Genomic DNA, 24759 nt, shown 5'->3' with positions numbered 1-24759 from the left:
TTGCTGCATCACGCAAGAAAAAGGGCCGCTCTCGCAGGAGAGTGGCCCTTTTCGTTTTCGATGAGCGGTGCGATCAGAAGCGGAACTTCAGGCTCGCGCGGTAGCTCTGATATTCGACATCGCTGCGCCAGGCGGTCGTATCGGCCGACAGGCTGATGTCGACATTGCCGGTGGTGACCGTCAGGCCGCCGCCGATCTCCGCCCAATTCTTGTCCTGTCCGCCTAGCGCGAACGGCGCCAGAGGTCCGGTGCCGCCGATCAGGTTCGCCTGGAGGAAGGCGGGCTGATCGCGGAATTCATGCACATAATTGGCGGTCAGATAGGGCTTGAAGCCACCGCGATTGGCCTTCGCCGTCGCGCCCAGACGCCCCTGGGCGCTCTGGATCGCACGACGCTGGATGACCAGCGCCGCGTCGCCGCCATATTCGGCTAGGTTGCCCGAACTGATATAGGCGCCGCGGATCGCCGCGCGCGGCACGATGCTGAACGCATCGCCGCCCAGCGCCTTGCTGAGGCCGATCTCGCCCGACAGCGCCAGCTCCTGGTCGCTGCCATAAAGGGTATAGGGCGTCATGGCGACAGCGAAGGCGCGGCGCGAACGGGTGGCGAGCGTGCCCGCGCTGCCAACCGCGTCGAGCTTCAGCCCGCCCAGGTCAAAAGCGCCATAGACGGTGCCCTGATATAGCCGCGCCCGGCCCCAGTCGCTCGCGGCGGTGTTGCCCTTAAGCTCGCTGAAGGAGGCCGAAAGGCCGATGACGCCCGTGTCCCCAAACGCCTTTTCCACGCCCAGCGCCATGTACCAGCCGTCGAACCTGTCCCGGCCCATGGGCGTGATCGACCGCATCGGCTGCGCCTTGCCGTCGATATAGCCACCCGCCAGGAACGCGCTCATGTCGTCGGGCAGCACGCCTTCGCGGGTTACGCTGTCGCCGCTCCCCTGATCCATGCCGAGATCCATATTGTTGAGGCTCGCCGCCGCCAGTTGCAGAGGCTGGCCGGTCATGGTGAGAGTGCCGCCCATGGCCCCGCCGTCCAGCTTCGTCAGCCGGTCGCGGTAGAAGCGCGCCATATTGTCGTTCAGCACTTCGCTCATCGATGTCTTGAGCGTCTCGGTGCGCGGCGCCATTGCCTCGAACGAGGCCTGTATCGCTTCCACGCTCAGCAGATCGGCCTCGCCATAGAGATTGGCGTGGTTGGCGTAGAGCGAACGGTTCTGGTCGAGCAGCTGGGCGAAGCTGGTCTGGGTGACCGACGCGCCGTTGACGACATCGGCATAGAGACCGGCATCGATCCGCATACGGACGGCATTGTCGGTGTAGCTCAGCACTGGTTTGAGGATAGCCGACAAGGGGGCCGGGGAGGTGAAGCTGCCCTCTACGCCGCCTTCTGCGGTGAGGAAGGTGTAGCTGTCGCCATATCGAAGCCGGGTTCCGCCGGTTGCGCCGAAGACGACTGCGCCGCCGACCGATGCGACGCCGTCATCGCCCATTTCGGTGGTCTTGACCGCCAGCAGGTCGGACGCGCCGTTCGCGCCCAGATCGACATGCAGCGTGCTGCCCGAGGCGAGGATGGCGTTGCCCTCGATCGAGAGCGTGCCCACCGAACCAATGCCGCCGGGCGCGATGGTGCCCATGACGTTGGTCAGATAGGGCGCCCGGACGGTGCCGCCGCCCGACAACAGGCCGGCGAGCAGGAAATAGTCACCCTTGCTCTCGACCATGCCATCGACATTCACCACGCCCGTCAGGTGCGCAATATCCATCTGGCTGGTGAGCGATCCCGCGCTGGTGACATCAAGCGCCGCTTCCATGCCCGAAATGGTGAGGCGATCGACAGTGGCATCCATGTCCAGCGTCGTGGTGCCCGCCGCGCTCAGGGTCACGTCATAATAGCGGCCGACAATATCCTGCGACGCGACGGGGTCGATATTGTCGGGGACGAAGCCGGTCGCGCCCGGCAGACCATTGGCCAGCGTCGCGTTGGGCAGGGCGGTCGCGCCGACCTCTCCGTCTCCCTCCGCCTGGGGTTCGACGGTGGCCGTCAGCGCGGCGCTCGTCCCATTGGGGCTGCGCTCGATGAAGTCCACCTTGCCCTTGTTGTTGGTGACGGCCTTGGTGCCCGTTGCGGCGGCGACCTCGGTGCTGTCGGACACGGGCTCGCCATTCACGATCAGCGTGTCGGTGCCGACATCATAGCAGATATTGTCCGAACCGTCGGTCGGCTGATAGCAAAGCTGGCCGAACTTCTGTGCATCGTCCGTGCCGAACGCGCCGGCGCCGGGCGAGGAGGGAACGCCGTTCACCAGCGCGCCATTGCTGTCGATGATCCGGTAATTGGGGTCGAGCGCCGTCACCCAATGATCGGGGTCGCTCCACTTGCCGTCGCCGCTTTTGGCCGTGGCGTAGCGATAGGGATTATTCTGCGCGATCCAGTCCCAGAACAGGTAGAGCGGCTGGTAGAAGGACGTGCCGCCATAGGAACTTTCGGGCTGTTCGAAGAAATAGCGGCTGCCGCCCGACAGCACGCCCAGGATCGTCTTCTCGTCGAAGCTCTGGTCCAGGATCAGCGGGCCACCCGAATCGCCGCCGGCCGTATTGCCTTCATTGGGCAGGGCGTCATCTTTGAATGCGTTGAAGTCGAAGGGATTTTCACGCTCCGGGTCATCAAAGTCGGTCTGGTAGAGATTTTGCGTGTAGCCGCCACCGCCACCGAACAGGAAGGTGTCGACGTCATCAAGTGAGCCAAGCATACCCAGGAAATTCTCGGCCGTCTTGCGCCGGAAATCGATGCCGTAGCTGTTGCCGGTGGTCCCGCTGCCGCTGCGGCCATAGCCGGTGACCGTGACATGATAGCCGGTGCCCGTCGTGTCGCTGATCGTGTCGGGCGCGGGGAGCGCCGAAAACAGCATCGTCCAGGTCGGCACGTCCGCCGCCGGCGTGTCGAGGGTCGCCATGGCGACGTCGCCATAGAGGAAGCTCAGCGCCGGGGGATCAAGCGACTCAGGATTATAGGCGATGTGATTGACATTGTAGACGCTGAGCGCCGTGTTCGTCTGGTAGTTGTTGGAAATCCAGTTGATGAGGCCCGGCCGGGCGTCATTCTGGAAAGCGAAGGCAACCGGAACGCCGCCATTGACCGTGCTATAGTCGGTGGAGGCCTGGTCGTTCACGCAATGGGCGGCGAAGATCACCGTGCGCGGGTTGATCAGCGTGCCTGTGCAGACAAAGCCGTCGTCGCGATACATGATGCCGACGCCGTTCACGTCGCTGCCGTCGATGATGTCCGACGGCGTCTTGTCATCATTTGGAACGACGGCATGAGCTGCTGGCGCGATGCTCAGAGCAGCGGCGGCGACGGAGGCAAGGAGGCTGGAACGACCGGCGCGCACCAGCAACTCCGCCCCATTCTTACGAATGTGCATGATAAACTCCCCATAGACCTGAGGGGAGGCTAACCAACTGTATTAGGCAACACAATTGAACACAGAAAGAAAGTTGCGAACTGTCGTAAAAAGGTCACTGTCAGCGCTTGCCTTCTGCCGAACGCCTTATCGCGCGACCGCGAAATCTTGGTCGGTGGCAACGTCAACACGTTTCCATCTATCAAGTTCGCTGAATTCCGCGATCATTTCCTTCCCGTTACATTGCTGCGGCCGTGCCTTGCGTATCCCGCTGTATCTGCTTAAGCATGGGGGCAAGTTCCGGTCCCGCAAGGGGGCTGGCGATAAGCAGAAGCGAGTTACGGCATGGTGCAGCAGGGCCGCCCATCGCCGCAGAGTTCCGGCCTGACCGGCGGTTATGCGGGCAATCGGCCCCGCTCCGGTTCAGGCAATGGGAGCAAGGCTGCGGCCATTCCTCCCCCGTCGAAACAGCGGGGTTTCGCGCCCCATGGCGCACGGGAGCGGCGATCCTATGCCGCGATCGACCTTGGCACCAATAACTGTCGATTGTTGATCGCCAAGCCGTCGGCCGATGGCTTCATCGTCATCGACGCTTTTTCCCGCATCGTCCGGCTAGGCGAAGGTCTGGCGTCGACCGGGCGAATCAGCGATGCCGCGATCGACCGCGCTATCGCCGCCCTCTCGGTTTGCGCCGACAAGCTGCGCCGCCGTCATGTGACGCTCGCCCGATCCGTCGCGACCGAGGCGTGTCGCCGCGCGTCGAACGGCGCCGAGTTCATCCAGCGCGTCTATCGGGAAACGGGCATCGCGCTCGACATCATCAGCGCGCAGGAAGAGGCGCGTCTGGCGGTGCTTGGGTGCCATGCGCTGCTGGAACCGGGCGACGGGCCGGCCCTGATTTTCGACATTGGTGGCGGATCGACCGAACTGGTTCTGGTGGATGCCCATGGCGACGGCGCCCCCCATATCGTGGATTGGGTAAGCGCGCCCTGGGGTGTCGTGTCCCTGACGGAGAGCGAGCCGTTCGATCATGGCGATCCGGCCGAGCGGCTGGCCGCCTATGACCGGTTGCGCGCGCGGGTGGCCGATGCCTTCGCGCCGCTCGCCCGTCGGCTGCCGCGCGATGCGGAGGGTATGCGCCTGCTGGGCACATCAGGCACGGTGACGACGCTCGCCAGCCTGCATCTCAACCTGCCGCGCTATGATCGGCAGGCGATCGACGGGCTGATCGTCCCGTGCGATGCGATGCGCGCCATTTCGGACCGTTTGTCGGGCATGGCGCTGGCCGAGCGGCAGAAACTGCCCTGCATCGGCACCGAGCGCGCCGATCTGGTGGTGGCGGGGTGCGCCATCCTCGAATCCATCCTCGACATCTGGCCCGCGCTCCGGCTGGGCGTCGCCGACCGTGGCATTCGCGAGGGCATATTGCGCGGCCTGATGGACCGCGACGGGGGGATGATGTGAGGGGATCGGGCGCTGGCAAGGTGCGGGTCAAATCCGCCAAGGGGCGCACGGCGCAGTCGGTTCGCTGGCTGGAGCGGCATCTGAACGACCCCTATGTCCGCAAGGCGAAGGCGGAAGGATGGCGCAGCCGCGCCGCCTTCAAGCTGATCGAGCTGGACGAGAAATTCCATTTCGTGAAGGGCTCGAAGGCGGTCGTGGACCTTGGCGTCGCGCCGGGCGGCTGGGCGCAGGTGGTGCGCAAAATGGCCCCCAAGGCGGCGGTGGTCGGCATCGACCTGCTGCCGGTCGATCCGATTCCCGGCGTCACCCTGTTCGAAATGGACTTCATGGACGACAAGGCGCCCGACCTGCTGCGCGAAGCGCTAGGGCAGGAGCCGGACCTCGTCATTTCCGACATGGCGGCCAATACGGTCGGCCATGCCCAGACCGATCATCTGCGCACCATGGGGCTGGTCGAGGCCGCTGCGCTGTTCGCAGTCGAAAATCTGCGCAAGGGCGGCACCTTCGTCGCAAAGGTCTTTGCCGGGGGAACCGACGCTGAACTGCTCGCGGTGCTCAAGCAGCATTTCACGACGATCAAGCACGCCAAGCCGCCGGCCAGCCGCAAGGGCAGCGTCGAATGGTATGTCGTGGCGCAGGGGTTCAAGGGGCGGGCGGAAGACCAGGCCTGAGCGGCCTTGAAGGGGGATCATTGGTCGCAACGGTTTCTACGGTGGCCTATCTCGGCCTGGAGGCGCGCGCCGTCGAGGTGCAATGCCAACTGGTCCCCGGCCTGCCCAATTTCATCGTCGTCGGCCTGCCCGACAAGGCCGTGGCCGAAAGCCGCGAGCGGGTCCGCAACGCCATCGCCGCCATCGGCCTGTCGCTGCCGCCCAAACGCATCACGGTGAACCTGTCGCCGGCGGACCTGCCCAAGGAGGGCAGCCATTTCGACCTGCCGATCGCGCTCGCATTGCTGGGTGCTATGGGCGTTATCGATGCCGAGACGCTGTCGGGCTATGTCGTGGTCGGTGAGCTGGGGCTGGACGGGCGCACCGCGCCCTCGCCCGGCGTGTTGCTCGCCGCGCTGCATGCCGGCGGGCAGGAGATGGGGCTGGTCTGCCCCGCAGCGCAGGGGGCCGAAGCCGCATGGGCCGGGCAGGTGGAGGTGGTCGCCGCCCCCGATCTTTTAAGCCTGCTCAACCATTTCAAGGGCACCGCCGCCCTGTCGCCGCCACAGCCCGGTGCGGTCGAAGCGCCGGTGCGCACGGCCGACCTGAAACAGGTAAAGGGGCAGGAAGTCGCCAAGCGCGCATTGGAGATCGCGGCGGCGGGCGGCCATAATCTGCTGATGGTTGGACCGCCGGGCGCGGGCAAGTCGCTGATGGCGAGCTGCCTGCCGGGCATATTGCCTGACATGACGCCGGGCGAGGCGCTGGAAAGCTCAATGGTGGCCAGCGTCGCGGGCATGTTGGAGGGTGGACGGATCAGCCGGGCGCGGCCGTTCCGCAATCCGCACCACAGCGCGTCCATGGCCGCGTTGGTCGGCGGTGGACTCAAGGTGCGGCCGGGCGAGGTCAGCATGGCGCATCTGGGCGTGCTGTTCCTGGATGAACTCCCCGAATTTCAGCGCGCGGTGCTCGATTCGCTGCGGCAGCCGCTGGAGACGGGCGAGGTGACGGTGGCGCGGGCCAACGCGCATGTGACCTTCCCGGCGCGGGTGCAGTTGATCGCGGCGATGAATCCCTGTCGCTGCGGGCATCTGGGCGATCCCGCGCTCGCCTGCTCGCGCGCGCCGCGTTGCGCGGCGGACTATCAGGCCAAGGTGTCCGGGCCGCTGCTCGATCGCATCGACCTGCATGTCGAGGTGCAGGCGGTGACGGCGGCCGATCTGGTGCTGCCGCCGCCGGCCGAAGGATCGGCCGAGGTCGCGGCGCGGGTCGCCGCCGCGCGGGCGGTCCAGACCGCGCGCTACGCCGGCGGTCGGGTGCGCACCAACGCCGAAGTGGATGGCGAGGCGCTGGAGGACGTGGCCGGTCCCGACGAGCCCGGACGGCAGTTGCTGGCGCAGGCGGCCGCGGCGATGAAGCTGTCGGCGCGCGGCTACACGCGCGTTTTGCGAGTGGCGCGGACGATCGCGGATCTGGGCGGAGCGGAGCGGGTCGGCCGCGTCCATGTCGCCGAGGCGCTCAGCTATCGGCGGCGCGCGCCGGTGAACTGACGGTCATGCTCTTTGCGCTGAAGGCTTGGGCAAGGCGATTGAAGCGCGACGTTCTGGCGTTGTGGATTGCGGCGCGCTCTGCCGACACGCCTTGGCTGGCGCGGGGCATCGCGCCGCTGGTCGCCGCCTATGCACTCAGTCCGATCGACCTTATCCCCGACTTCATTCCCGTGCTGGGGTTGCTGGACGATCTGCTGATCGTGCCGCTGGGGATAATGGTGGCGATCGCCTGCATCCCGCCCGCATTGATGGCGCGTTATCGCGCCCAGGCGGAGCGCATCGCCCGGCGCCCTGTCAGTCGGGCCGGTGCCATCTTCATGTTGCTGCTATGGGCGGCTGCGCTGACCCTGCTGCTGGCTTGGGGGCTCAGGGAATGGGGGGAACGCTGACCAGCGTGTAGAGGCCGATCATGATGGCGCCGCCGGCAAAGCCCAGCAGGAAACCGCGAATGTCCGGCCAAAAATCGGGATGGTCCATGACGCGCCTCCGCCCCTCACGGGATCATGGAGCGGCGTCTATCGCTGCCCGGACGGCCGGGCCAGTGACAAATATGGTTAGGGGGCAGGGCGGCGCGGTTCAGCCCGCGCCGTCGTTGGCGATCAGCTTCAGTTCCGCGGCAGGCGTGTCCTTGTGCGTGAACCGGCCCTCGATCCGGCTGCCCGCCTCGATCGTGATCGTGGCATAGCTGACATCGCCGGTGATCCGCGCGCTGCTTTCCACCACCAGCTCCTCGGCGGTGATCGACCCATCGACCAGCCCGGCGAGCCGCGCGCTTTGCGCGGTTACATGGCCCGTGATCCGGCTGTCGGCGCCCTGAACCAGCGATGCGCAGCTCAGGTCGCCGTCGATCGCGCCGTCGACATGCAGATCCACCGTCGCGGACAGATTGCCCGTGATCGTGACATCGCTGCCGATCAGCGAGAAAGGCGTATGTTTAGCCCCGGTTGCCGACATCGGCGAAACGGGCTTTGGCGATTTGCTGGACTTGGAGAACATCTTGGCGGGCCTCCAGAAAGCGGCGGGGGTTGATGGGCTGGCCGTTCAGCCGGACCTCGAAATGCAGGTGAGTGCCGGTCGAACGCCCGGTCGATCCCATACGGCCGATCTGGGCGCCGCGCGCGACCTTCTGCCCGACGCGACTGGAATAGCCCGACAGGTGCGCATAGCGGGTCATCAGCCCATTGCCATGTTCGACTTCGATGACATTGCCATAGCCGCTGCGCTGGCCGACGAAGCTGACGCGGCCGGCGGCGGCCGCCTGAATCGACTGACCATAGCTGCCCGGAAAGTCGATGCCGGCGTGGAAGGCGGCGTGGCCGTTGAACGGATCACGCCGAAAGCCATAGGAACTGGTTTCCATCGGCGCCGCCGTCGGCTTGCCCGAGGGGATGGCGAGCAGGCTGCGCTCCAGAAACTCCATGCGCGCCAAGGCGTCGGCCAGATGCTCCAGCTCGTCGGTCATCGCCGTTTTCTCCCCCTTCCAGGGGACAAAGGGGCCGCCCTGCGCGCGGGCAGCGGATCGCGCAAGGCTGTCGGGGTCAAGGCCGAAGCTGCGGATCGCAGCGGCCGCCCGATCGGCCCGCCGCTCGACCGCGCCCGTCAGCAGCAAGGCGAAGCGCCGTTGCCGTTCCTGAAGGCGCAGCAGCGGCTCCGCTTCGGGCGCCATGCTGATCTTCGCGTTAAGGCTGTCCTTCTTCGCATCGGTGTCCGGGCCGACCAAATCGGCGCCCGCGGCATTATCTCCCCCGGCTTCGCCCACGGCGCCGAAATGGGTCCGATAGAGATCGTCCATGAAATCCTGGCGCGCTTCCAGATCCTGGGTGAGATCATCGACCGACTTGCGATAATCCTTGACCTTGCTGGCGGCGGTGGCGACCGACTTGCCTTCCGCCGCGAGCGCCGCGCGCTCATGGGCCAGTGACACGCTGTTGGCGGCCATGGCCAGGGTGACGCCGGCCCAGCCCGTCAGCGCCGCCGACACGACGCCAAGGGACAGGAGTTGCACGCGGCGACTGATGCGGATGAATTTCACCTGGCCGCCCGAACGAAGAAATATCTCCCGTTCCGGACAAAGCGCATTCCACCATGCGCGGAGAGCGGACGCTCTCTGGCTGCTATGTTGCGACAATGACGACCCCGCGCTCTTTTCGAGTCGGCCGTTAGCAAAGCGAAACCAATCGCGCGAATCCGTGATCGCAGACTCGTGACGAACTGAGGGTTGAGCGCGGTGAAATGATGGGAGCGCTATTTTGTTCCCGCGCTCGCAAAATTTTCTTCGTTCAGCCGCCGGGCATCGCCGTCTGGTCGGCGATCAGCGTCTCGACCGCGGCCGCGGGCATGGCGGCGCCGAAATAATAGCCTTGGCCATAATGGCATCCGCCAGCCTTCAGATAATCGACCTGCCGCTCATTTTCGACGCCCTCCGCCACGGTGCGGATGCCCAGGCTGTAGGCAAGGTTGAGCACGGCGCGCACGATGGCGGCGTCATCGGGATCGGTTTCGATGTCCCGCACGAACAGCCTGTCGATCTTGATGATGTCGATGGGAAATTGCTTGAGGTGCGATAGCGACGCATAGCCGGTGCCGAAATCGTCGAGCGCGATGGCGAAGCCGGCTTCGCTCAGTCGTTGGAGGACGCGGCCCACCCGGTCGGCATTGCGTCCCAGAAAGACCGACTCGGTCACTTCCAGCTCGATCATCGATGGCGGCACGCGGGCCTCTGCAAGCTGTCGGAGCAGCCGGTCCGGAAAGCCCTCGTCGTTCAGGTCCGCACCCGACAGGTTCAGGGCGACATGGCCGATGGCAAGGCCCGCTGCGCGCCAGCGGCGGCAATCAACGATGATCCGTTCGATCATCAGGCCGGTGAGCGCCGGGCCGAGTTCGGGATGCTCGAACGCGACGGCGATGTCGGCTGGCATGATGACGCCGCCATCGCGGGTCGGGCAGCGGAACAGCGCCTCGAAGCCGATGATCGTCCCGCTTTCGAGCGCTACCTTGGGCTGATACCAGGGGCGCGGCTGTTCATGAGCCAGAATATGACGGGCGCGATCCAGCATGGCGGATTCCCGCTCCCAGCTGTCGAGCAGTTCGGGGCCGAACAACATCGCCCGTCCGCGGCCGCTGTTCTTGGCGTGGTAAAGCGCAATATCGGCATGTTTGAACAGCGCCGCCCCGTCTGCGCCATGTTCAGGGAACAGGGCGACGCCAATGCTGACCCGGCTTTCGATCGGGCGGCCATGATGGTTGAGCGGGGCGTGCAGATGTTCGGTGATTCGAGCCAGGATCGGCTTGAGCGCTTCAGGATCGGGCAAGCGCGTGAGCAGCACCGCAAACTCGTCGCCACCCATGCGCGCGACCAGGTCGCCGGGGCGCAGAGCCTGTCGCAGCCGCTCCGCCACCGAGCACAACAGCGCGTCGCCCGCGTCATGGCCGGCCGTATCATTGACTCGCTTGAATTCGTCGAGGTCGAGGAGCAGCACGGCGGAAAGGCCGCGATGACCGGCAACAGCCGTCGCCTGCGATACGGCGGCCATGAAATGGGCGCGATTGGCGAGGCCGGTCAGGGCGTCGGTCATGGCGAGACGTTCGAACCGTTGTTCGGTCTCCTTTCGCTCGGTTATGTCGACGACGCAGGTCATGAAGGCCGAGTCGCCATCGACCAGGATCGGCCGGGATGACAACAGAGCGTCGCGGATCGCGCCATCCGCACGGCGCAGTCGGCATTCGAAATGGTCGATGGCTTCGCCTCGCTCCAGCCGCTGCAACAATTGGCTGCGCGACCGTCGATCGACATAACTATGTTCGACATTGCCGAGGGCGATGTCCAACCCGGCGGCATAGCTGTCCACTGCCGCGCGGTTCATGCGCAGCAGCGTGCCATCGCGGCGAGTGACCAACAGCGGCAGCGGGACCGCCATGAACAATCGCTCCAGCGTGTCGCGGCTCGCCGCGAGTGCGTCCTGGGCGGCGCGTGCCATCCGGCCGGTGCGCCATTCCTGACGCTGGAGCCGGTTGCCGCGGGCGATCGCAATCCACATGCCGCAATGCAGGATCAGCATCGCCATGATCATGCCGGGCATGGTGGAGGACATGGGCGCCGGCGCCAGATAGCCGATCAGCAATGCGACCTCGCACGCCAGCCCGCCGCCCACATTGCCGCGAAAGCTGGTCGGCACCACCAGATAGAAAACGAGCGGCAGCAGCACGAGCACGAAAATGGCGATGTCGCTGCGCGAACTGACCAGAAAGGCGACGCCGATCGCGGTGACGACCTGCCACGCAAAACAGACCCGCTCGACCATGCGGAAACTGGTCATTCGACAACTGAGGGACAGGCAGACCAGCGACCAGAATATGACGACCAGACGCGCGGGCACGGCGACCCAGAAATGGTCGGTGCCGGCGAATCGCCAGTCGCTGATCAGGAACAAGGCGTTGAGCAGCGCGGACAGCAGGAACAGGATGCGGGCATGGCGGCGCGATTCGGGAAGCCGTTCCGCCTGGAACGCCGCCTCCTGAACGGGATTGCGGAATTCGCCGGTAAAAGGAGAAAGCTCTGTCACATTTCGTCCATGGCTGACGCTGCGGCGTCCAATGAACGAATGTAAAGGAGTCAGGGTTATCAAATGGCTAACCTTGGGCGGTGAAACCGGCGAAATCCGGGCGGTGGAGCGGCGGCGGGCAAATGCTTGACCGTTGCGCACCACGCCGCTATAGCGCCGCTCGCCCAGCGGCTTGCCGTGCGAAGACTCGTCTCCTCGCGTCATATCATCTGGGTGACACTAGAGCTGAACATTGCCGGGTGCTCTTGCGGCTCCAGGGGGCATATGCCCACCGGGGCCTTTGCTGTTTGCTGGAATCTTCTTTCAAGCAGCGCGAGACGCGGGGATGCCCAGGTAAAGTAACTGAAAAAGGTGAAGGGCTTCATGCCAACGATCAACCAGCTGGTCCGCAAGGGCCGCGAGCTGCAGAAGACCAAGTCCAAGGTCCCTGCAATGGAGGCGAATCCGCAAAAGCGCGGCGTTTGCACCCGCGTCTATACGACGACCCCGAAGAAGCCGAACTCGGCGCTCCGCAAGGTGGCCAAGGTTCGCCTGGTCAACCAGCGCGAAGTCATCACCTATATTCCGGGTGAAGGCCATAATCTGCAGGAGCACAGCGTCGTGCTGATCCGCGGCGGCCGCGTGCGCGACCTTCCCGGTGTGCGCTACCATGTTCTTCGCGGCGTTCTGGATACCCAGGGCGTCAAGGATCGTAAGCAGAGCCGTTCGAAGTACGGCGCGAAGCGTCCGAAGTAAGGGGAGACCAAGAATATGTCACGTCGTCGTCGCCCCGAAAAGCGCGTTATCCTGCCCGATCCCAAGTTCGGCGATATCGTGCTGTCGAAGTTCATGAACAGCATCATGCAGGACGGAAAGAAAGCCGTTGCTGAATCGATCGTCTATGGCGCTCTCGAAACTGTCGAGACCCGCGCCAAGAAGGATCCGATTGGCATGTTCCATGACGCGCTGAACAACATCAAGCCCGGTATCGAGGTCCGCAGCCGCCGCGTCGGCGGTGCGACCTATCAGGTCCCCGTCGAAGTGCGTCCCGAACGCGCCCAGGCGCTGGCCATCCGCTGGCTCATCACCGCGGCGCGCAACCGCAGCGAAACCACGATGGCCGCGCGCCTGTCGGGCGAGCTGCTGGACGCCGCCAACAACCGCGGCAATGCGGTCAAGAAGCGCGAAGACACGCACCGCATGGCGGAAGCGAACCGCGCCTTCTCGCACTATCGCTGGTAACAGGCTGGCGGGCGCAGCGATGTGCCCGCCGCCTTTCCAGGTTTCGAAAATCGGTCCGTTCGCCGGGGGTCTACCCATGGCGAACGGATTGGTTTAGGGGCCACGCGCAGAATAAACGAATCCCCAACCGCCGGCGCGCCGGCAACGGAGAAGCATCATGGCCCGCAGCCATCCGCTCGAACGCTATCGCAATTTCGGTATCATGGCTCATATTGACGCCGGCAAGACCACCACGACCGAGCGTATCCTTTACTACACCGGCAAGTCCTACAAGATCGGCGAAGTCCATGACGGCGCCGCGACGATGGACTGGATGGAGCAGGAGCAGGAGCGTGGTATCACCATCACCTCGGCTGCGACGACCTGCATCTGGAACGACCACCGCCTGAACATCATCGACACCCCCGGCCACGTTGACTTCACCATCGAAGTCGAACGTTCGCTGCGCGTGCTCGACGGTGCGGTTGCTGCGTTTGACGGCGTTGCGGGCGTTGAGCCGCAGTCGGAGACCGTGTGGCGCCAGGCGGACAAGTATAAGGTTCCGCGGATGTGCTTCATCAACAAGCTCGACCGCACCGGCGCCAACTTCTATTATTGCGTGCAGACGATCATCGATCGCCTCGGCGCCATTCCCGCCGTCCTCTACCTCCCCATCGGTGCGGAGTCGGAGTTCAAGGGCCTGGTCGACCTAGTCGAAAATCGCGCGATCATCTGGAAGGATGAGAATCTGGGCGCGGAATTCTCCTATGAGGAAATCCCCGCGGACCTCGCCGACAAGGCGGCCGAATATCGCGAAAAGCTGATCGAGCTGGCCGTCGAGCAGGACGATGCGGCGATGGAAGCCTATCTGGAGGGCAATCTGCCCGACGTGGCGACCTTGAAGGCGTTGATCCGCAAGGGCACGCTGACCCAGGCCTTCACCCCGGTCCTGTGCGGCTCCGCGTTCAAGAACAAGGGCGTGCAGCCGCTGCTCGACGCCGTGGTCGATTATCTGCCGAGCCCGCTCGACATCGAAGACGTCCAGGGCGTCAAGATGGACGGCGAAACGCCGGACAGCCGCCCGACCGCCGATGACGCGCCCTTCGCGGGCCTGGCGTTCAAGATCATGAACGACCCCTTCGTCGGTTCGCTGACCTTCCTGCGCGTCTATTCCGGCACCCTGACCAAGGGCACCTATCTGAACTCGGTCAAGGACAAGAAGGAAAAGATCGGCCGTATGCTCCTCATGCACGCGAACTCGCGTGAGGACATCGATACCGCTTATGCGGGCGACATCGTCGCGCTGGCCGGCATGAAGGAAACCACCACCGGTGATACGCTGTGCGCCGAGCGCCAGCCGATCATCCTGGAGCGGATGGAATTCCCCGAGCCGGTGATCGAACTGTCGGTGGAACCCAAGACCAAGGCCGACCAGGAAAAGATGGGCATCGCGCTCAACCGCCTGGCCGCCGAAGATCCGTCCTTCCGCGTCTCGACCGATCATGAATCGGGCCAGACCATCATCAAGGGCATGGGCGAGCTTCACCTCGAAATCCTGGTCGACCGCATGAAGCGCGAGTTCAAGGTCGAGGCGAATGTCGGTGCGCCGCAGGTCGCTTATCGCGAATATCTCGGCAAGCCGGTCGATGTCGACTACACCCACAAGAAGCAGTCGGGCGGCACCGGCCAGTTCGGCCGCATCAAGGTGAAGGTCGCACCGGGCGAGCGCGGTTCGGGCATCATCTTCAAGGATGAGATCAAGGGCGGCAATATTCCCAAGGAATATATCCCCGCGATCGAAAAGGGCATGCGCGAGACGGCGGCCACTGGCTCGCTCATCGGCTTCCCGATCATCGACTTCGAAATCCTGCTCTATGACGGCGCCTATCATGACGTCGACTCGTCGGCGCTGGCATTCGAAATCACCGGCCGCGCCGCGATGCGCGAAGTGTCGCAGAAGGCGGGCATCAAGCTGCTCGAGCCGGTCATGAAGGTCGAGGTCGTCACCCCGGAGGAATATCTGGGCGACGTCATCGGCGACATGAACAGCCGTCGCGGCCAGATCCAGGGCACCGACACCCGCGGCAACGCGCAGGTGGTCGAAGCCATGGTCCCGCTGGCCAACATGTTCGGCTATGTGAACTCGCTGCGTTCGTTCACCCAGGGGCGTGCGAACTATTCGATGATCTTTTCGCACTATGACGAAGTCCCGCAGAACGTCGCGGATGAAGTCAAGGCGAAGATGGCCTGATGATTTCCCTGGCCGCGCTGTGAAAACGGCTCGGTTAGGGGCTGGTAATCTGTAAATTTGCTGCTATGGACGCGCCTTCGCGAGGCGCGGCCGAGCGGTCAGACCCAAGCTGATTTTGATTAGAAGGTAGGATAAAATGGCTAAGGCTAAGTTTGAGCGGAACAAGCCGCACTGCAACATCGGCACCATCGGTCACGTCGACCATGGCAAGACCTCGCTGACCGCAGCGATCACGAAGGTGCTGGCCGAAACCGGCGGCGCGACCTTCACGAGCTACGACAACATCGACAAGGCGCCCGAAGAGCGCGAGCGCGGCATCACCATTTCGACCGCCCACGTCGAATATGAAACCGAAGCCCGTCACTATGCGCACGTCGATTGCCCCGGTCACGCTGACTATGTGAAGAACATGATCACCGGTGCCGCCCAGATGGATGGCGCGATCCTGGTCGTCTCGGCTACCGACGGCCCGATGCCGCAGACCCGTGAGCACATCCTGCTCGCCCGTCAGGTCGGCGTGCCGCAGCTCGTCGTGTTCATGAACAAGGTCGACCTGGTCGACGACGCCGAAATCCTCGAGCTGGTCGAGCTGGAAATCCGCGAGCTGCTGAGCTCCTACGATTTCGACGGCGACAACATCCCCGTCATCCCCGGTTCGGCTGTTGCCGCGCTGCAGGACAAGACCCCGGAAATCGGCCATGAAGCCGTTCTGAAGCTGATGGCCGCCGTCGACAGCTGGATCCCGCAGCCCGAGCGTCCGATCGACCGTCCCTTCCTGATGCCGATCGAAGACGTGTTCTCGATCTCGGGTCGTGGCACCGTCGTCACCGGCCGTGTCGAAACCGGCATCATCAAGGTTGGTGAGGAAGTCGAGATCGTCGGCCTGAAGAACACCACCAAGACCACCGTCACCGGCGTGGAAATGTTCCGCAAGCTGCTCGACGAAGGTCGTGCGGGCGACAATATCGGCGCCCTGGTGCGTGGCACGAAGCGTGAAGAAGTCGAGCGCGGTCAGGTTCTGGCCAAGCCCGGCACGATCACCCCGCACACCGAGTTCGACGCGGAAGTCTATGTCCTGTCGAAGGAAGAAGGCGGCCGTCACACCCCGTTCTTCGCCAACTATCGCCCGCAATTCTACTTCCGCACCACGGACGTGACCGGCGAAGTGATCCTTCCCGAAGGCACCGAGATGGTCATGCCCGGCGACAATGTGAAGCTCGGCGTCAAGCTGATCGCACCGATCGCCATGGACGCCGGTCTGCGCTTCGCGATCCGCGAAGGCGGTCGTACCGTCGGCGCAGGGGTTGTCGGCACGATCTCGAAGTAATATAGGACCGCAGCGGCGCGAATCATCCGATTCGCGCCGCTCGGAATTTTTACCGCCCCGGATCGCCTTTCTCCGGCTCTTGCTGAGCTAGAAGGGCAATGGCCGGGGCGGATATTTTTTGTTGGTGTATTTCCTAAGTCATCGGCTGCTCCGGCTGATTTGGAAAATGCACTGGTTTTTGGCTCTTTCGCATCGGTACAGGAACAATGGACAGCAATATCCGCATTCGCCTCAAGGCGTTCGATCATCGCGTGCTTGACCAGGCGACCGGCGACATCGCCGACACCGCCCGCCGCACCGGCGCCCTTATCCGCGGTCCCATTCCTCTTCCGACGCGCATCGAAAAGTTCACGGTCAACCGTGGCCCGCACATCGACAAGAAGTCGCGCGAGCAGTTCGAGGTCCGCACCTACAAGCGTATGCTTGACATTGTGCAGCCGACGCCGCAGACGGTCGACGCGCTGATGAAGCTGGACCTGGCTGCCGGCGTGAACGTCGAAATTAAGCTGGCCTAAGGTCGGCAAGTCCCTGCTTTCCGAAAGGAGGGCAGGGTATCGGGCATTCCGCTGGTCGGAAGCTCAAACGACACAAGGGATACCGCACGGCCGCATCCGGTGAACCGGAAGGGCGCGTGGTCCTGGTCCCCCGTCGCTATTCCCGAGTAGGGGGTGGCATCCAACCCGGACGGGGTGATCTATAATTTGGGTTGGGCCGCGAAGGAGAGATCCTGAGCGGTTTTTTCGTTGGATACGCCCGTTGCTAAGACGGGCCTCTATGGGAGTAATCGGTGATGCGCACAGGCGTGATCGCTAAGAAAGTCGGGATGACCCGTCTGTTCCAGGAGGACGGACGTCATGTTCCCGTTACGGTTCTGGCCCTTGAGGGCAACCAGGTCGTGGCGCGCAAGGAAGTCGATCGTGACGGCTATATCGCCGTCCAGCTCGGCGCTGGCGTGGCCAAGGTCAAGAATGTCGCCAAGCCGCAGCGCGGCCAGTTCGCCAAGGCCGAAGTCGAGCCGAAGGCGCGTCTGGTCGAATTCCGCGTCGCCGAGGATGCGCTCCTCGATGTCGGCGCAGAGATTGCGGCCGATCATTTCGTCGCCGGCCAGCTGGTCGATGTGGCCGGTCACACCCAGGGTAAGGGTTTCGCCGGCGCGATGAAGCGTTGGGGTTTCGGCGGTATGCGCGCCACCCACGGCGTGTCGATCAGCCACCGTGCCCATGGTTCGACCGGTAACCGCCAGGATCCGGGCCGCGTCTTCAAGAACAAGAAGATGGCCGGTCATATGGGCGACCGCGAGCGGACCCAGCAGAATCTGGAGATCGTGCGCACCGACGTCGAGCGCGGTCTGCTGTTCGTCAAGGGCAGCGTTCCGGGCGCCAAGGGCACCTGGTTGACCGTCAAGGACGCCGTCAAGGTTCCGCGTCATGCCGAGGCTCCCTATCCGGCGAGCCTGAAGGCTGCCGCCAACAGCAACAACGCTCCGGCCGAGACGCCCGCAGAAGATGCGGCTCCCGAAGCGACCGAAGGCCAGGAGGGCTAAACCATGAAGGTCAATGTACAGACCCTCGACGCGCAGGCAGCCGGCGAGCTGGAGCTGAACGATGCCGTGTTCGGCATCGAGCCCCGCACCGACATTCTGCACCGCGTCGTTACCTGGCAGCTGGAAAAGCGTCGCGCTCCGGCCCGCGCCACCCGCGAACGTTCGGACGTGGCCCGTACCGGCAAGAAGTTCGGTCGCCAGAAGGGCGGCGGTACGGCTCGTCACGGCGATCGCCGGGCTCCCGTCTTCATCGGCGGTGGTAAGGCGCACGGCGCCCGCGCCCGCGACTTTGGTCACGACCTCAACAAGAAGGTGCGTGCGCTCGGCCTGAAAATGGCCCTGTCGGCCAAGGCCAAGGACGGCTCGCTGATCGTGCTCGACACGCTCGACGTGGCGGAAGGCAAGACCAAGGCGCTGGTCGCCCACCTTGCCAAGCTGAACCTGACCAAGGCGCTGTTCATCGACGGCGATGCGGTCAATGTCAGCTTTGCCAAGGCGTCGGCCAACATCATCGGCGTGAACCTGCTGCCGGCCGTTGGCGCCAACGTCTACGACATCCTGAAGGCCGACTCGCTGGTGCTCACCCGCGCCGCGGTCGAAAAGCTGGAGGCCCGTTTCAATGGCTAAAAAAGAAGCCGCGACCGTGGACAACCGTCATTTCGACGTCGTTGTCGCGCCGGTCATCACCGAGAAGTCGACCCTTCTCTCCGAAAATAACGCCGTGGTCTTCCAGGTCGCCAACAACGCGTCCAAGCCCGAGATCAAGGCTGCCGTCGAGGCCCTGTTCGGCGTGACCGTCAAGGCGGTCAACACGCTGGTGCAAAAGGGCAAGGTCAAGCGCTGGAAGGGCAAGCCCTACAAGCGCAACGACGTGAAGAAGGCGATCGTGACGCTTACTGCTGACAGTAAGCAAATCGACGTCACCACCGGTATTTGAGGGCGGACAAAATGGCACTCAAGCATTATAACCCGACGAGCCCGGCCCAGCGCGGCCTGATCCTCGTCGACAAGTCGAGCCTCCATAAGGGCAAGCCCGTCAAGGCGCTGACCGAAGGCAAGCGCAAGACCGGTGGTCGCAACAACAAGGGCCATGTGACCTCGCGCGGTATCGCCGGCGGTCACAAGCAGCGTTACCGCATCATCGACTTCAAGCGTCGCCTGTGGGACGTGGAAGGCACGGTCGAGCGTCTGGAATATGACCCCAACCGCACCGCCTTCATTGCGCTGGTCAACTATGCCGACGGCACCCAGGCCTATGTCCTGGCGCCGCAGCGTCTCGCCCCCGGTGACAAGATCATCGCTGGCAAGAAGACCGACGTGAAGCCGGGCAATGCGATGGAACTGGGTCAGATGCCGGTCGGCACCATCATCCACAATATCGAGATGAAGCCCGGCAAGGGTGGTCAGCTCTGCCGTTCGGCGGGCACCTACGCCCAGCTGGTCGGTCGCGATCGTGGCATGGTGATGGTCCGCCTGTCGTCGGGCGAGCAGCGCTATATTCGTTCGGACTGCATGGGCACCGTCGGTGCCGTGTCCAACCCGGACAATGCCAACACGAATCTCGCCAAGGCCGGCCGCAACCGCTGGCTGGGCAAGCGCCCGCTGACGCGCGGCGTGGCGAAGAACCCGGTCGATCACCCGCATGGCGGTGGTGAAGGCCGGACCTCGGGCGGCCGTCATCCGGTCACGCCTTGGGGCAAGCCGACCAAGGGTGCACGCACCCGCCACAACAAGGCCACGGACAAGATGATTATCCGTAGCCGCCACGCGAAGAAGAAGAGGTAAGCGAGATGGCTCGTTCCGTCTGGAAAGGTCCGTTCGTGGACCTCAGCCTTCTGAAGAAGGCGGAAACCGCGCAGGACGCGGGTGGCCGCGCGCCGATCAAGACCTGGTCGCGTCGCTCCACCATCCTGCCGCAGTTCGTCGGCCTGACGTTCAGCGTCTATAACGGCCGCAAGCATGTTCCGGTGTCCGTGAACGAGGATATGGTGGGTCATAAGCTGGGCGAATTCGCCCCGACCCGCTACTTCCCCGGCCACGCCGCCGACAAGAAGGGCAAGCGCTGATGAGCAAGGAAAAGGCTCCCCGTCGCGTCGCCGACAATGAAGCGCTCGCCGTCGGCACGCAGATCCGTGGTTCGGCCCAGAAGCTGAACCTGGTGGCGACGCTGATCCGCGGCCGCAAGGTCGAAGAGGCGCTCAACATCCTCGCCTTCTCGAAGAAGGCGATGGCGGTGGACGTGCGCAAGGTGCTGGCTTCGGCCATCGCCAATGCGGAAAATAATCACAATCTGGACGTCGACGCCCTGGTCGTCGCGGAAGCATCGGTGGGCAAGAGCTTCACCCTGAAGCGCTTCCACGCACGCGGCCGCGGCAAGTCGACCCGGATCCTCAAGCCCTTCAGCCGCGTGCGTATCGTCGTGCGTGAAGCTGGCGAAGAAGCGGAGGCGTAAGCACATGGGTCACAAGAGCAATCCGATCGGTCTGCGTCTTCAGATCAACCGCACCTGGGACAGCCGCTGGTTCGCGGAAGGCCAGGATTATGGTCGTCTGCTGCTGGAAGATCTCAAGATCCGCCAGTTCATCATGAAGAGCCTGCCGCAGGCCGCGATCTCGAAGGTCGTGATCGAGCGTCCGGCCAAGCTGTGCCGCGTGTCGATCTACGCCGCCCGCCCCGGTGTCATCATCGGCAAGAAGGGCGCGGACATCGAAAAGCTTCGCAAGAAGCTGGGCGCGCTGACCTCGTCCGACGTGTCGCTGAACATCGTCGAAATCCGCAAGCCGGAAGTCGATTCGAAGCTCGTCGCGCAGGGTATCGCCGATCAGTTGGAACGCCGCGTGGCGTTCCGCCGTGCGATGAAGCGCGCGGTGCAGTCGGCGCTGCGTCTGGGTGCCGAAGGCATCAAGATCACCTGCGGCGGCCGTCTGGGCGGCGCGGAGATCGCCCGCGTGGAATGGTATCGCGAAGGTCGCGTTCCGCTGCACACGCTGCGCGCGAACGTCGATTATGCAGAAGCCACGGCGCACACCGCCTATGGCGTCTGCGGCATCAAGGTCTGGATCTTCAAGGGCGAGATTCTCGGCCATGATCCGATGGCCACCGACCGGCTGATGCTGGAGGCTCAAACCTCCGGCGTGCGCCCGGCGCGCTGAAGATAAGAAGGTAATAGCGTCATGCTGCAACCGAAGAAAATGAAGTTCCGCAAGACTTTCAAGGGTCGGATCAAGGGCGATGCCAAGGGTGGCTCGTCCCTGAATTTCGGCTCCTACGGTCTGAAGGCTCTGGAACCCGAGCGCGTCACCGCACGTCAAATCGAAGCGGCCCGTCGTGCAATCACCCGCCACATCCGCCGTCAGGGCCGGTTGTGGATCCGCATATTCCCCGACGTGCCGGTTTCTAAGAAGCCTGCCGAAGTCCGTCAGGGCAAGGGCAAGGGTTCGGTCGAATATTGGGCGGCGCGGGTGAAGCCCGGCCGCATCCTGTTCGAACTGGACGGTGTGCCCGGTCCGCTCGCAGCAGAGGCCTTCTCGCGCGCCGCGATGAAGCTGCCCATCAAGACGAAGGTTGTTGCCCGCCTCGGCGACACCTCGCACCTGGAGGGTTAAGCCGTGGCGAACGTTGCCGACCTCAAGACCAAGACGGACGACGAACTGTCGACCGAACTCAACAACCTGAAGCGCGAGCAGTTTAATCTGCGTTTTCAGGCGGCCACCAACCAGCTGGAAAAGCCCAGCCGGGTCAAGGAAGTCCGCCGCTCGATCGCGCAGATCAAGACATTGCAGACCGAGCGCACCCGCTCGGCTGCCGCGAAGTAAGGGAAACACACGATGCCCAAGCGCGTGCTGACGGGAACGGTGGTTTCCGACAAGACCGACAAGACGGTGGTGGTTCGTGTAGAGCGCAAGGTGAAACATGCGCTCTACGGCAAGATCATCCGCCTTTCGAAGAAATATCACGCCCATGACGAGGGCAATGTCTACAAGGAAGGCGAGACGGTCCGCATTGAGGAGACCGCCCCGATTTCCAAGCTCAAGACCTGGAAGGTCGTCGAGCGCGTGGACACTCACAAGTCGCCGGAGACGGCGGCCTGAGGGACGCTCGCGGACTGAATCGGGTCTGAAGTGCAACGCGGGGCTGGCCTTTTCGTGAAGAAGAGGTTACAGGCCCGCGCTTCGCTTGGACTCGCATAGGGCCAAGGCAGGAAATTCGGAACCGCCGGGAATTGTCCCGGTAGGCCAAATAAGAAGGAACCGGATCCATGATCCAGATGCAATCCAATCTTGACGTCGCTGACAACAGCGGCGCCAAGCGCGTCCAGTGCATCAAGGTGCTGGGCGGCTCGAAGCGGCGCTTCGCTGGCGTGGGCGACATCATCGTCGTCTCGATCAAGGAAGCTCAGCCGCGCGGCAAGGTGAAGAAGGGCGACGTGCACCGTGCGGTCATCGTTCGCACCGCCAAGGACATCCGTCGTCCCGACGGTTCGGTGATTCGCTTCGACGGCAATGCCGCGGTGCTGATCAACAAGAACCAGGAGCCGATCGGCACGCGTATCTTTGGCCCCGTCGTTCGTGAGCTGCGCGCCAAGCAGCACATGAAGATCATCAGCCTTGCGCCCGAGGTGCTGTAATGAGCGCTGCGAAGATCAAGAAGGGCGACAAGGTCGTCATCCTGGCCGGCAAGGACAAGGGCCGCACCGGCGCTGTCCTGCAGGTGATGCCGAAGGCTGACAAGGTGCTCGTCGAGGGCATCAACGTCCATGCCCGTCACCGCAAGCCCGACCAGGCGAACCCGCAGGGTGGCATCGACCGCAAGCCGGCGCCGCTCCACATTTCGAACGTGGCCGTGGCCGACAAGGACGGCAAGGCGACCCGCGTCCGTTTCGAGGACCGCGACGGCAAGAAGGTTCGCGTCGCCGTCAAGTCCGGTGAGGTGCTGTAATGGCCGATAAATATATCCCGCGCTCCAAGGCGCAGTATGACGCTGAAATCGCCAAGGCGATGACCGAGAAGTTCGGTTATGCGAACGTCATGCAGGTTCCCAAGATCGACAAGATCACGCTCAACATGGGCGTGGGCGAAGCGACCCAGGACAAGAAGAAGGTGACGTCGGCCGCGGAAGAGATGGAACTGATCGCCGGTCAGAAGCCGGTCATCACCAAGGCCCGCAAGTCGATCGCCCAGTTCAAGCTGCGCGAAGGCATGCCGATCGGCGCCAAGGTCACGCTGCGCCGCGAGCGCATGTACGAGTTCCTGGATCGCCTGATCAACGTCGCGCTGCCCCGCGTGCGCGACTTTCGTGGTCTCAATCCGAAGAGCTTCGACGGCCGTGGCAACTATGCCTTCGGCATCAAGGAGCAGATCATCTTCCCCGAGATCAACTATGACCGCATCGACAAGGTGCGCGGCATGGACATCATCGTGACCACCACCGCGAAGACGGATGACGAAGCGCGCGAATTGCTGCGCCTTTTCGGCTTCCCCTTCCCGCAGGAAGAAGAGAAGCAGGCGGCCTGAATCAGGTCCCGCTTCTCTCCCAACGCTTAAGCTAAGGAAGAGAACTTAAGTCATGGCGAAACTGAGTTCGATCAACAAGAACGAGCGCCGCAAGAAGCTGGTGAAGAAATATGCCGGCCGCTATGCGAAGCTCAAGGCGATCGCGAATGATACCGCGGCCGACGACAGCGATCGTCTGATCGCGCGTCTGAAGATGGCGGAGATCCCCCGCAACGGCAATCCGACTCGCGTTCGGAACCGCTGCGAACTGACGGGGCGTCCCCGCGCTTATTACCGCAAATTCCGTCTCTGCCGCGTGCAGCTGCGTGATCTGGCCAACAAGGGCCTGATCCCCGGCGTCACCAAGTCGAGCTGGTAAGGATCATTTGAGATGGCATTGACCGATCCCCTGGGTGATATGCTCACCCGCATCCGTAACGGGCAGCAGGCGAAGAAGGACAGCGTGATGTCCCCCGCTTCGAAACTGCGCGCCCGCGTGCTCGACGTGCTGCAGCGCGAAGGCTATATCCGCGGCTATTCCGAGGAAGCCCTCGGCAAGCATGCCGGCCTGCGCATCGAGCTGAAATATTTCGAGGGCCAGCCGGCGATCAAGCATGTCGCCCGCGTGTCCAAGCCTGGCCGCCGCGTCTATTCGGGTTCCAAGGAACTTCCGGTGATCCGCAACGGCCTGGGCATCACCATTGTCTCGACGCCTCGCGGTGTTCTGTCGGACGCGGAAGCGCGCGACCAGAATGTCGGTGGCGAAGTGCTGGCGGAGGTGTTCTGATGAGCCGCATCGGTAAAAAGCCGGTCGCGATCCCCGCAGGGGTGACCGCGACCATCGAGGGCGGGCTGCTCTCGGTGAAGGGGCCGAAGGGCTCTCTCACCATGCCGCTGCGCGACGAGATCAGCTATACGGTCGAAAATGACGGTATTTCGGTCCAGCCGGCCAACAAGACCAAGGCGGCGCGTGCCTTCTGGGGTATGCAGCGCACGATGGTCCAGAACCTGATCACCGGCGTGACCGAGGGCTTCTCCAAGAAGCTGCTCATCACCGGTGTCGGCTACCGCGCCAATTCGCAGGGCAAGAACCTGAAGTTGCAGCTCGGCTATAGCCATGACGTCGATTTCGCGATCCCCGACGGGATCGAGATCAAGACCCCGGATAACACCACGGTCGAAATCAGCGGCATCGACAAGCAGCAGGTCGGCCAGGTAGCCGCCGAGATCCGCCGCTGGCGCAAGCCCGAACCCTATAAGGGCAAGGGCATCAAATACGCCGGCGAATTCATCTTCCGCAAGGAAGGGAAGAAGAAGTAA

General features: G+C 63.7%; 29 protein-coding genes. 25 read left to right on the top strand and 4 right to left on the bottom strand.

Going from position 1 to position 24759, the window contains the following annotated elements; all coding sequences use genetic code 11:
* Positions 1–73: 73 nt before the first annotated feature.
* Positions 74–3421, bottom strand: a complete 3348-nt coding sequence (locus C100_RS30950) for an autotransporter domain-containing protein (protein WP_024018920.1) — start codon at positions 3419–3421, stop codon at positions 74–76.
* 324 nt (positions 3422–3745) lie between these two features.
* Between C100_RS30950 and C100_RS30945 the strand changes: the two genes are divergently transcribed.
* Genes C100_RS30945 through C100_RS30930 form a run of 4 tightly spaced genes read left to right on the top strand, consistent with a single transcriptional unit; the run spans position 3746 to position 7453 of the window.
* On the top strand, positions 3746–4864 hold the full coding sequence (locus tag C100_RS30945) for a Ppx/GppA phosphatase family protein (RefSeq protein ID WP_024018919.1): 1119 nt from the start codon (positions 3746–3748) through the stop codon (positions 4862–4864).
* Complete coding sequence (locus tag C100_RS30940; protein WP_024018918.1) at positions 4861–5535, top strand: RlmE family RNA methyltransferase; 675 nt, start codon at positions 4861–4863, stop codon at positions 5533–5535. The genes C100_RS30945 and C100_RS30940 overlap by 4 nt, the downstream gene beginning before the upstream one ends.
* A gap of 20 nt (positions 5536–5555) precedes the next feature.
* Positions 5556–7064: a YifB family Mg chelatase-like AAA ATPase gene (locus C100_RS30935; protein WP_024018917.1), complete on the top strand. Its 1509-nt coding sequence runs from the start codon at positions 5556–5558 to the stop codon at positions 7062–7064.
* A 5-nt stretch (positions 7065–7069) separates the two neighbouring features.
* Positions 7070–7453 (top strand): YkvA family protein, encoded by a 384-nt coding sequence (locus C100_RS30930; RefSeq protein WP_024018916.1) that lies wholly within the window; start codon positions 7070–7072, stop codon positions 7451–7453.
* Positions 7454–7640: 187 nt separating this feature from the next.
* Here C100_RS30930 and C100_RS30925 read toward each other — a convergent pair whose 3' ends face one another.
* From C100_RS30925 to C100_RS30915, 3 genes are all read right to left on the bottom strand, one after another.
* The gene (locus C100_RS30925; RefSeq protein ID WP_024018914.1) at positions 7641–8018 is read right to left on the bottom strand and encodes a bactofilin family protein; all 378 of its coding nucleotides are present in this window, start codon (positions 8016–8018) and stop codon (positions 7641–7643) included.
* Positions 7999–9096, bottom strand: coding sequence for a M23 family metallopeptidase (locus tag C100_RS30920; protein WP_152536413.1), 1098 nt, complete (start codon positions 9094–9096; stop codon positions 7999–8001). The genes C100_RS30925 and C100_RS30920 overlap by 20 nt, the downstream gene beginning before the upstream one ends.
* 247 nt (positions 9097–9343) lie before the next feature.
* Positions 9344–11626, bottom strand: coding sequence for a putative bifunctional diguanylate cyclase/phosphodiesterase (locus C100_RS30915; protein ID WP_024018912.1), 2283 nt, complete (start codon positions 11624–11626; stop codon positions 9344–9346).
* A gap of 363 nt (positions 11627–11989) precedes the next feature.
* Here C100_RS30915 and rpsL point away from each other — a divergent pair, with 363 nt between their 5' ends.
* From rpsL to rplF, 21 genes are all read left to right on the top strand, one after another.
* The gene (gene rpsL / locus C100_RS30910) at positions 11990–12361 is read left to right on the top strand and encodes a 30S ribosomal protein S12 (RefSeq protein ID WP_007686591.1); all 372 of its coding nucleotides are present in this window, start codon (positions 11990–11992) and stop codon (positions 12359–12361) included.
* 15 nt (positions 12362–12376) lie between these two features.
* Positions 12377–12847 (top strand): 30S ribosomal protein S7, encoded by a 471-nt coding sequence (gene rpsG, locus C100_RS30905; RefSeq protein WP_024018911.1) that lies wholly within the window; start codon positions 12377–12379, stop codon positions 12845–12847.
* 157 nt (positions 12848–13004) lie between these two features.
* A complete protein-coding gene (fusA, locus tag C100_RS30900; RefSeq protein WP_024018910.1) occupies positions 13005–15077 on the top strand; it encodes an elongation factor G in 2073 nt (690 codons plus the stop codon).
* Between the two features lie 136 nt (positions 15078–15213).
* Positions 15214–16404 carry an elongation factor Tu gene (gene tuf, locus C100_RS30895; protein WP_024018909.1) on the top strand — a complete coding sequence of 397 codons (1191 nt, stop codon included), beginning with the start codon at positions 15214–15216 and terminating at the stop codon, positions 16402–16404.
* A gap of 206 nt (positions 16405–16610) precedes the next feature.
* The gene (rpsJ, locus tag C100_RS30890) at positions 16611–16919 is read left to right on the top strand and encodes a 30S ribosomal protein S10 (protein WP_007686587.1); all 309 of its coding nucleotides are present in this window, start codon (positions 16611–16613) and stop codon (positions 16917–16919) included.
* 275 nt (positions 16920–17194) lie between these two features.
* Positions 17195–17947 (top strand): 50S ribosomal protein L3, encoded by a 753-nt coding sequence (gene rplC / locus C100_RS30885; RefSeq protein WP_031308836.1) that lies wholly within the window; start codon positions 17195–17197, stop codon positions 17945–17947.
* A gap of 3 nt (positions 17948–17950) precedes the next feature.
* Positions 17951–18574, top strand: a complete 624-nt coding sequence (gene rplD, locus C100_RS30880) for a 50S ribosomal protein L4 (RefSeq protein ID WP_024018907.1) — start codon at positions 17951–17953, stop codon at positions 18572–18574.
* Positions 18567–18884: a 50S ribosomal protein L23 gene (locus tag C100_RS30875; protein ID WP_024018906.1), complete on the top strand. Its 318-nt coding sequence runs from the start codon at positions 18567–18569 to the stop codon at positions 18882–18884. The genes rplD and C100_RS30875 overlap by 8 nt, the downstream gene beginning before the upstream one ends.
* Before the next feature lie 11 nt (positions 18885–18895).
* A complete protein-coding gene (gene rplB / locus C100_RS30870) occupies positions 18896–19732 on the top strand; it encodes a 50S ribosomal protein L2 (RefSeq protein ID WP_024018905.1) in 837 nt (278 codons plus the stop codon).
* Positions 19733–19737: 5 nt separating this feature from the next.
* Entirely contained in the window at positions 19738–20013 is a 276-nt protein-coding gene (gene rpsS / locus C100_RS30865) for a 30S ribosomal protein S19 (RefSeq protein WP_024018904.1), read from the top strand.
* Entirely contained in the window at positions 20013–20399 is a 387-nt protein-coding gene (gene rplV, locus C100_RS30860) for a 50S ribosomal protein L22 (RefSeq protein ID WP_024018903.1), read from the top strand. Before rpsS ends, rplV begins: the two co-directional genes overlap by 1 nt.
* Before the next feature lie 4 nt (positions 20400–20403).
* Positions 20404–21099 carry a 30S ribosomal protein S3 gene (gene rpsC, locus C100_RS30855; RefSeq protein WP_024018902.1) on the top strand — a complete coding sequence of 232 codons (696 nt, stop codon included), beginning with the start codon at positions 20404–20406 and terminating at the stop codon, positions 21097–21099.
* A 21-nt stretch (positions 21100–21120) separates the two neighbouring features.
* Entirely contained in the window at positions 21121–21552 is a 432-nt protein-coding gene (gene rplP, locus C100_RS30850) for a 50S ribosomal protein L16 (RefSeq protein WP_024018901.1), read from the top strand.
* Between the two features lie 3 nt (positions 21553–21555).
* On the top strand, positions 21556–21762 hold the full coding sequence (gene rpmC, locus C100_RS30845; RefSeq protein WP_024018900.1) for a 50S ribosomal protein L29: 207 nt from the start codon (positions 21556–21558) through the stop codon (positions 21760–21762).
* Positions 21763–21774: 12 nt separating this feature from the next.
* Positions 21775–22038, top strand: coding sequence for a 30S ribosomal protein S17 (gene rpsQ / locus C100_RS30840; protein ID WP_024018899.1), 264 nt, complete (start codon positions 21775–21777; stop codon positions 22036–22038).
* A gap of 167 nt (positions 22039–22205) precedes the next feature.
* A complete protein-coding gene (rplN, locus tag C100_RS30835; protein ID WP_024018898.1) occupies positions 22206–22574 on the top strand; it encodes a 50S ribosomal protein L14 in 369 nt (122 codons plus the stop codon).
* Entirely contained in the window at positions 22574–22885 is a 312-nt protein-coding gene (rplX, locus tag C100_RS30830) for a 50S ribosomal protein L24 (RefSeq protein ID WP_024018897.1), read from the top strand. The genes rplN and rplX overlap by 1 nt, the downstream gene beginning before the upstream one ends.
* On the top strand, positions 22885–23460 hold the full coding sequence (gene rplE / locus C100_RS30825; RefSeq protein ID WP_024018896.1) for a 50S ribosomal protein L5: 576 nt from the start codon (positions 22885–22887) through the stop codon (positions 23458–23460). The genes rplX and rplE overlap by 1 nt, the downstream gene beginning before the upstream one ends.
* Before the next feature lie 52 nt (positions 23461–23512).
* Positions 23513–23818 carry a 30S ribosomal protein S14 gene (gene rpsN / locus C100_RS30820; RefSeq protein ID WP_007707881.1) on the top strand — a complete coding sequence of 102 codons (306 nt, stop codon included), beginning with the start codon at positions 23513–23515 and terminating at the stop codon, positions 23816–23818.
* A gap of 12 nt (positions 23819–23830) precedes the next feature.
* Complete coding sequence (gene rpsH, locus C100_RS30815) at positions 23831–24226, top strand: 30S ribosomal protein S8 (RefSeq protein ID WP_024018895.1); 396 nt, start codon at positions 23831–23833, stop codon at positions 24224–24226.
* Positions 24226–24759: a 50S ribosomal protein L6 gene (rplF, locus tag C100_RS30810; protein ID WP_024018894.1), complete on the top strand. Its 534-nt coding sequence runs from the start codon at positions 24226–24228 to the stop codon at positions 24757–24759. The genes rpsH and rplF overlap by 1 nt, the downstream gene beginning before the upstream one ends.

It is taken from the genome of Sphingobium sp. C100, from assembly GCF_000508185.1.
In the GTDB taxonomy this organism is placed as follows: Bacteria; Pseudomonadota; Alphaproteobacteria; order Sphingomonadales; family Sphingomonadaceae; genus Sphingobium.
The sequence above is the reverse complement of the archived record's forward strand: the minus strand, read 5'-3'. Positions and strand labels throughout refer to the sequence as shown.

What these genes read in the sequence shown, in the direction of transcription:
- rpsN (WP_007707881.1), top strand. Translation starts at nt 23,513, where the DNA reads ATGGCGAAACTGAGTTCGATCAACAAGAACGAGCGCCGCAAGAAGCTG.
- rplE (WP_024018896.1), top strand. Translation starts at nt 22,885, where the DNA reads ATGGCCGATAAATATATCCCGCGCTCCAAGGCGCAGTATGACGCTGAA.
- rpsC (WP_024018902.1), top strand. Translation starts at nt 20,404, where the DNA reads ATGGGTCACAAGAGCAATCCGATCGGTCTGCGTCTTCAGATCAACCGC.
- tuf (WP_024018909.1), top strand. Translation starts at nt 15,214, where the DNA reads ATGGCTAAGGCTAAGTTTGAGCGGAACAAGCCGCACTGCAACATCGGC.
- C100_RS30950 (WP_024018920.1), bottom strand. Translation starts at nt 3,421, where the DNA reads ATGCACATTCGTAAGAATGGGGCGGAGTTGCTGGTGCGCGCCGGTCGT.
- rpsS (WP_024018904.1), top strand. Translation starts at nt 19,738, where the DNA reads ATGGCTCGTTCCGTCTGGAAAGGTCCGTTCGTGGACCTCAGCCTTCTG.
- rplC (WP_031308836.1), top strand. Translation starts at nt 17,195, where the DNA reads ATGCGCACAGGCGTGATCGCTAAGAAAGTCGGGATGACCCGTCTGTTC.
- rpsH (WP_024018895.1), top strand. Translation starts at nt 23,831, where the DNA reads ATGGCATTGACCGATCCCCTGGGTGATATGCTCACCCGCATCCGTAAC.
- rplN (WP_024018898.1), top strand. Translation starts at nt 22,206, where the DNA reads ATGATCCAGATGCAATCCAATCTTGACGTCGCTGACAACAGCGGCGCC.
- rplB (WP_024018905.1), top strand. Translation starts at nt 18,896, where the DNA reads ATGGCACTCAAGCATTATAACCCGACGAGCCCGGCCCAGCGCGGCCTG.
- rpsG (WP_024018911.1), top strand. Translation starts at nt 12,377, where the DNA reads ATGTCACGTCGTCGTCGCCCCGAAAAGCGCGTTATCCTGCCCGATCCC.
- rpsQ (WP_024018899.1), top strand. Translation starts at nt 21,775, where the DNA reads ATGCCCAAGCGCGTGCTGACGGGAACGGTGGTTTCCGACAAGACCGAC.
- C100_RS30930 (WP_024018916.1), top strand. Translation starts at nt 7,070, where the DNA reads ATGCTCTTTGCGCTGAAGGCTTGGGCAAGGCGATTGAAGCGCGACGTT.
- rplP (WP_024018901.1), top strand. Translation starts at nt 21,121, where the DNA reads ATGCTGCAACCGAAGAAAATGAAGTTCCGCAAGACTTTCAAGGGTCGG.
- C100_RS30875 (WP_024018906.1), top strand. Translation starts at nt 18,567, where the DNA reads ATGGCTAAAAAAGAAGCCGCGACCGTGGACAACCGTCATTTCGACGTC.
- fusA (WP_024018910.1), top strand. Translation starts at nt 13,005, where the DNA reads ATGGCCCGCAGCCATCCGCTCGAACGCTATCGCAATTTCGGTATCATG.
- rplD (WP_024018907.1), top strand. Translation starts at nt 17,951, where the DNA reads ATGAAGGTCAATGTACAGACCCTCGACGCGCAGGCAGCCGGCGAGCTG.
- C100_RS30945 (WP_024018919.1), top strand. Translation starts at nt 3,746, where the DNA reads ATGGTGCAGCAGGGCCGCCCATCGCCGCAGAGTTCCGGCCTGACCGGC.
- rpsJ (WP_007686587.1), top strand. Translation starts at nt 16,611, where the DNA reads ATGGACAGCAATATCCGCATTCGCCTCAAGGCGTTCGATCATCGCGTG.
- rpsL (WP_007686591.1), top strand. Translation starts at nt 11,990, where the DNA reads ATGCCAACGATCAACCAGCTGGTCCGCAAGGGCCGCGAGCTGCAGAAG.
- C100_RS30925 (WP_024018914.1), bottom strand. Translation starts at nt 8,018, where the DNA reads ATGTCGGCAACCGGGGCTAAACATACGCCTTTCTCGCTGATCGGCAGC.
- rplV (WP_024018903.1), top strand. Translation starts at nt 20,013, where the DNA reads ATGAGCAAGGAAAAGGCTCCCCGTCGCGTCGCCGACAATGAAGCGCTC.
- rplX (WP_024018897.1), top strand. Translation starts at nt 22,574, where the DNA reads ATGAGCGCTGCGAAGATCAAGAAGGGCGACAAGGTCGTCATCCTGGCC.
- rplF (WP_024018894.1), top strand. Translation starts at nt 24,226, where the DNA reads ATGAGCCGCATCGGTAAAAAGCCGGTCGCGATCCCCGCAGGGGTGACC.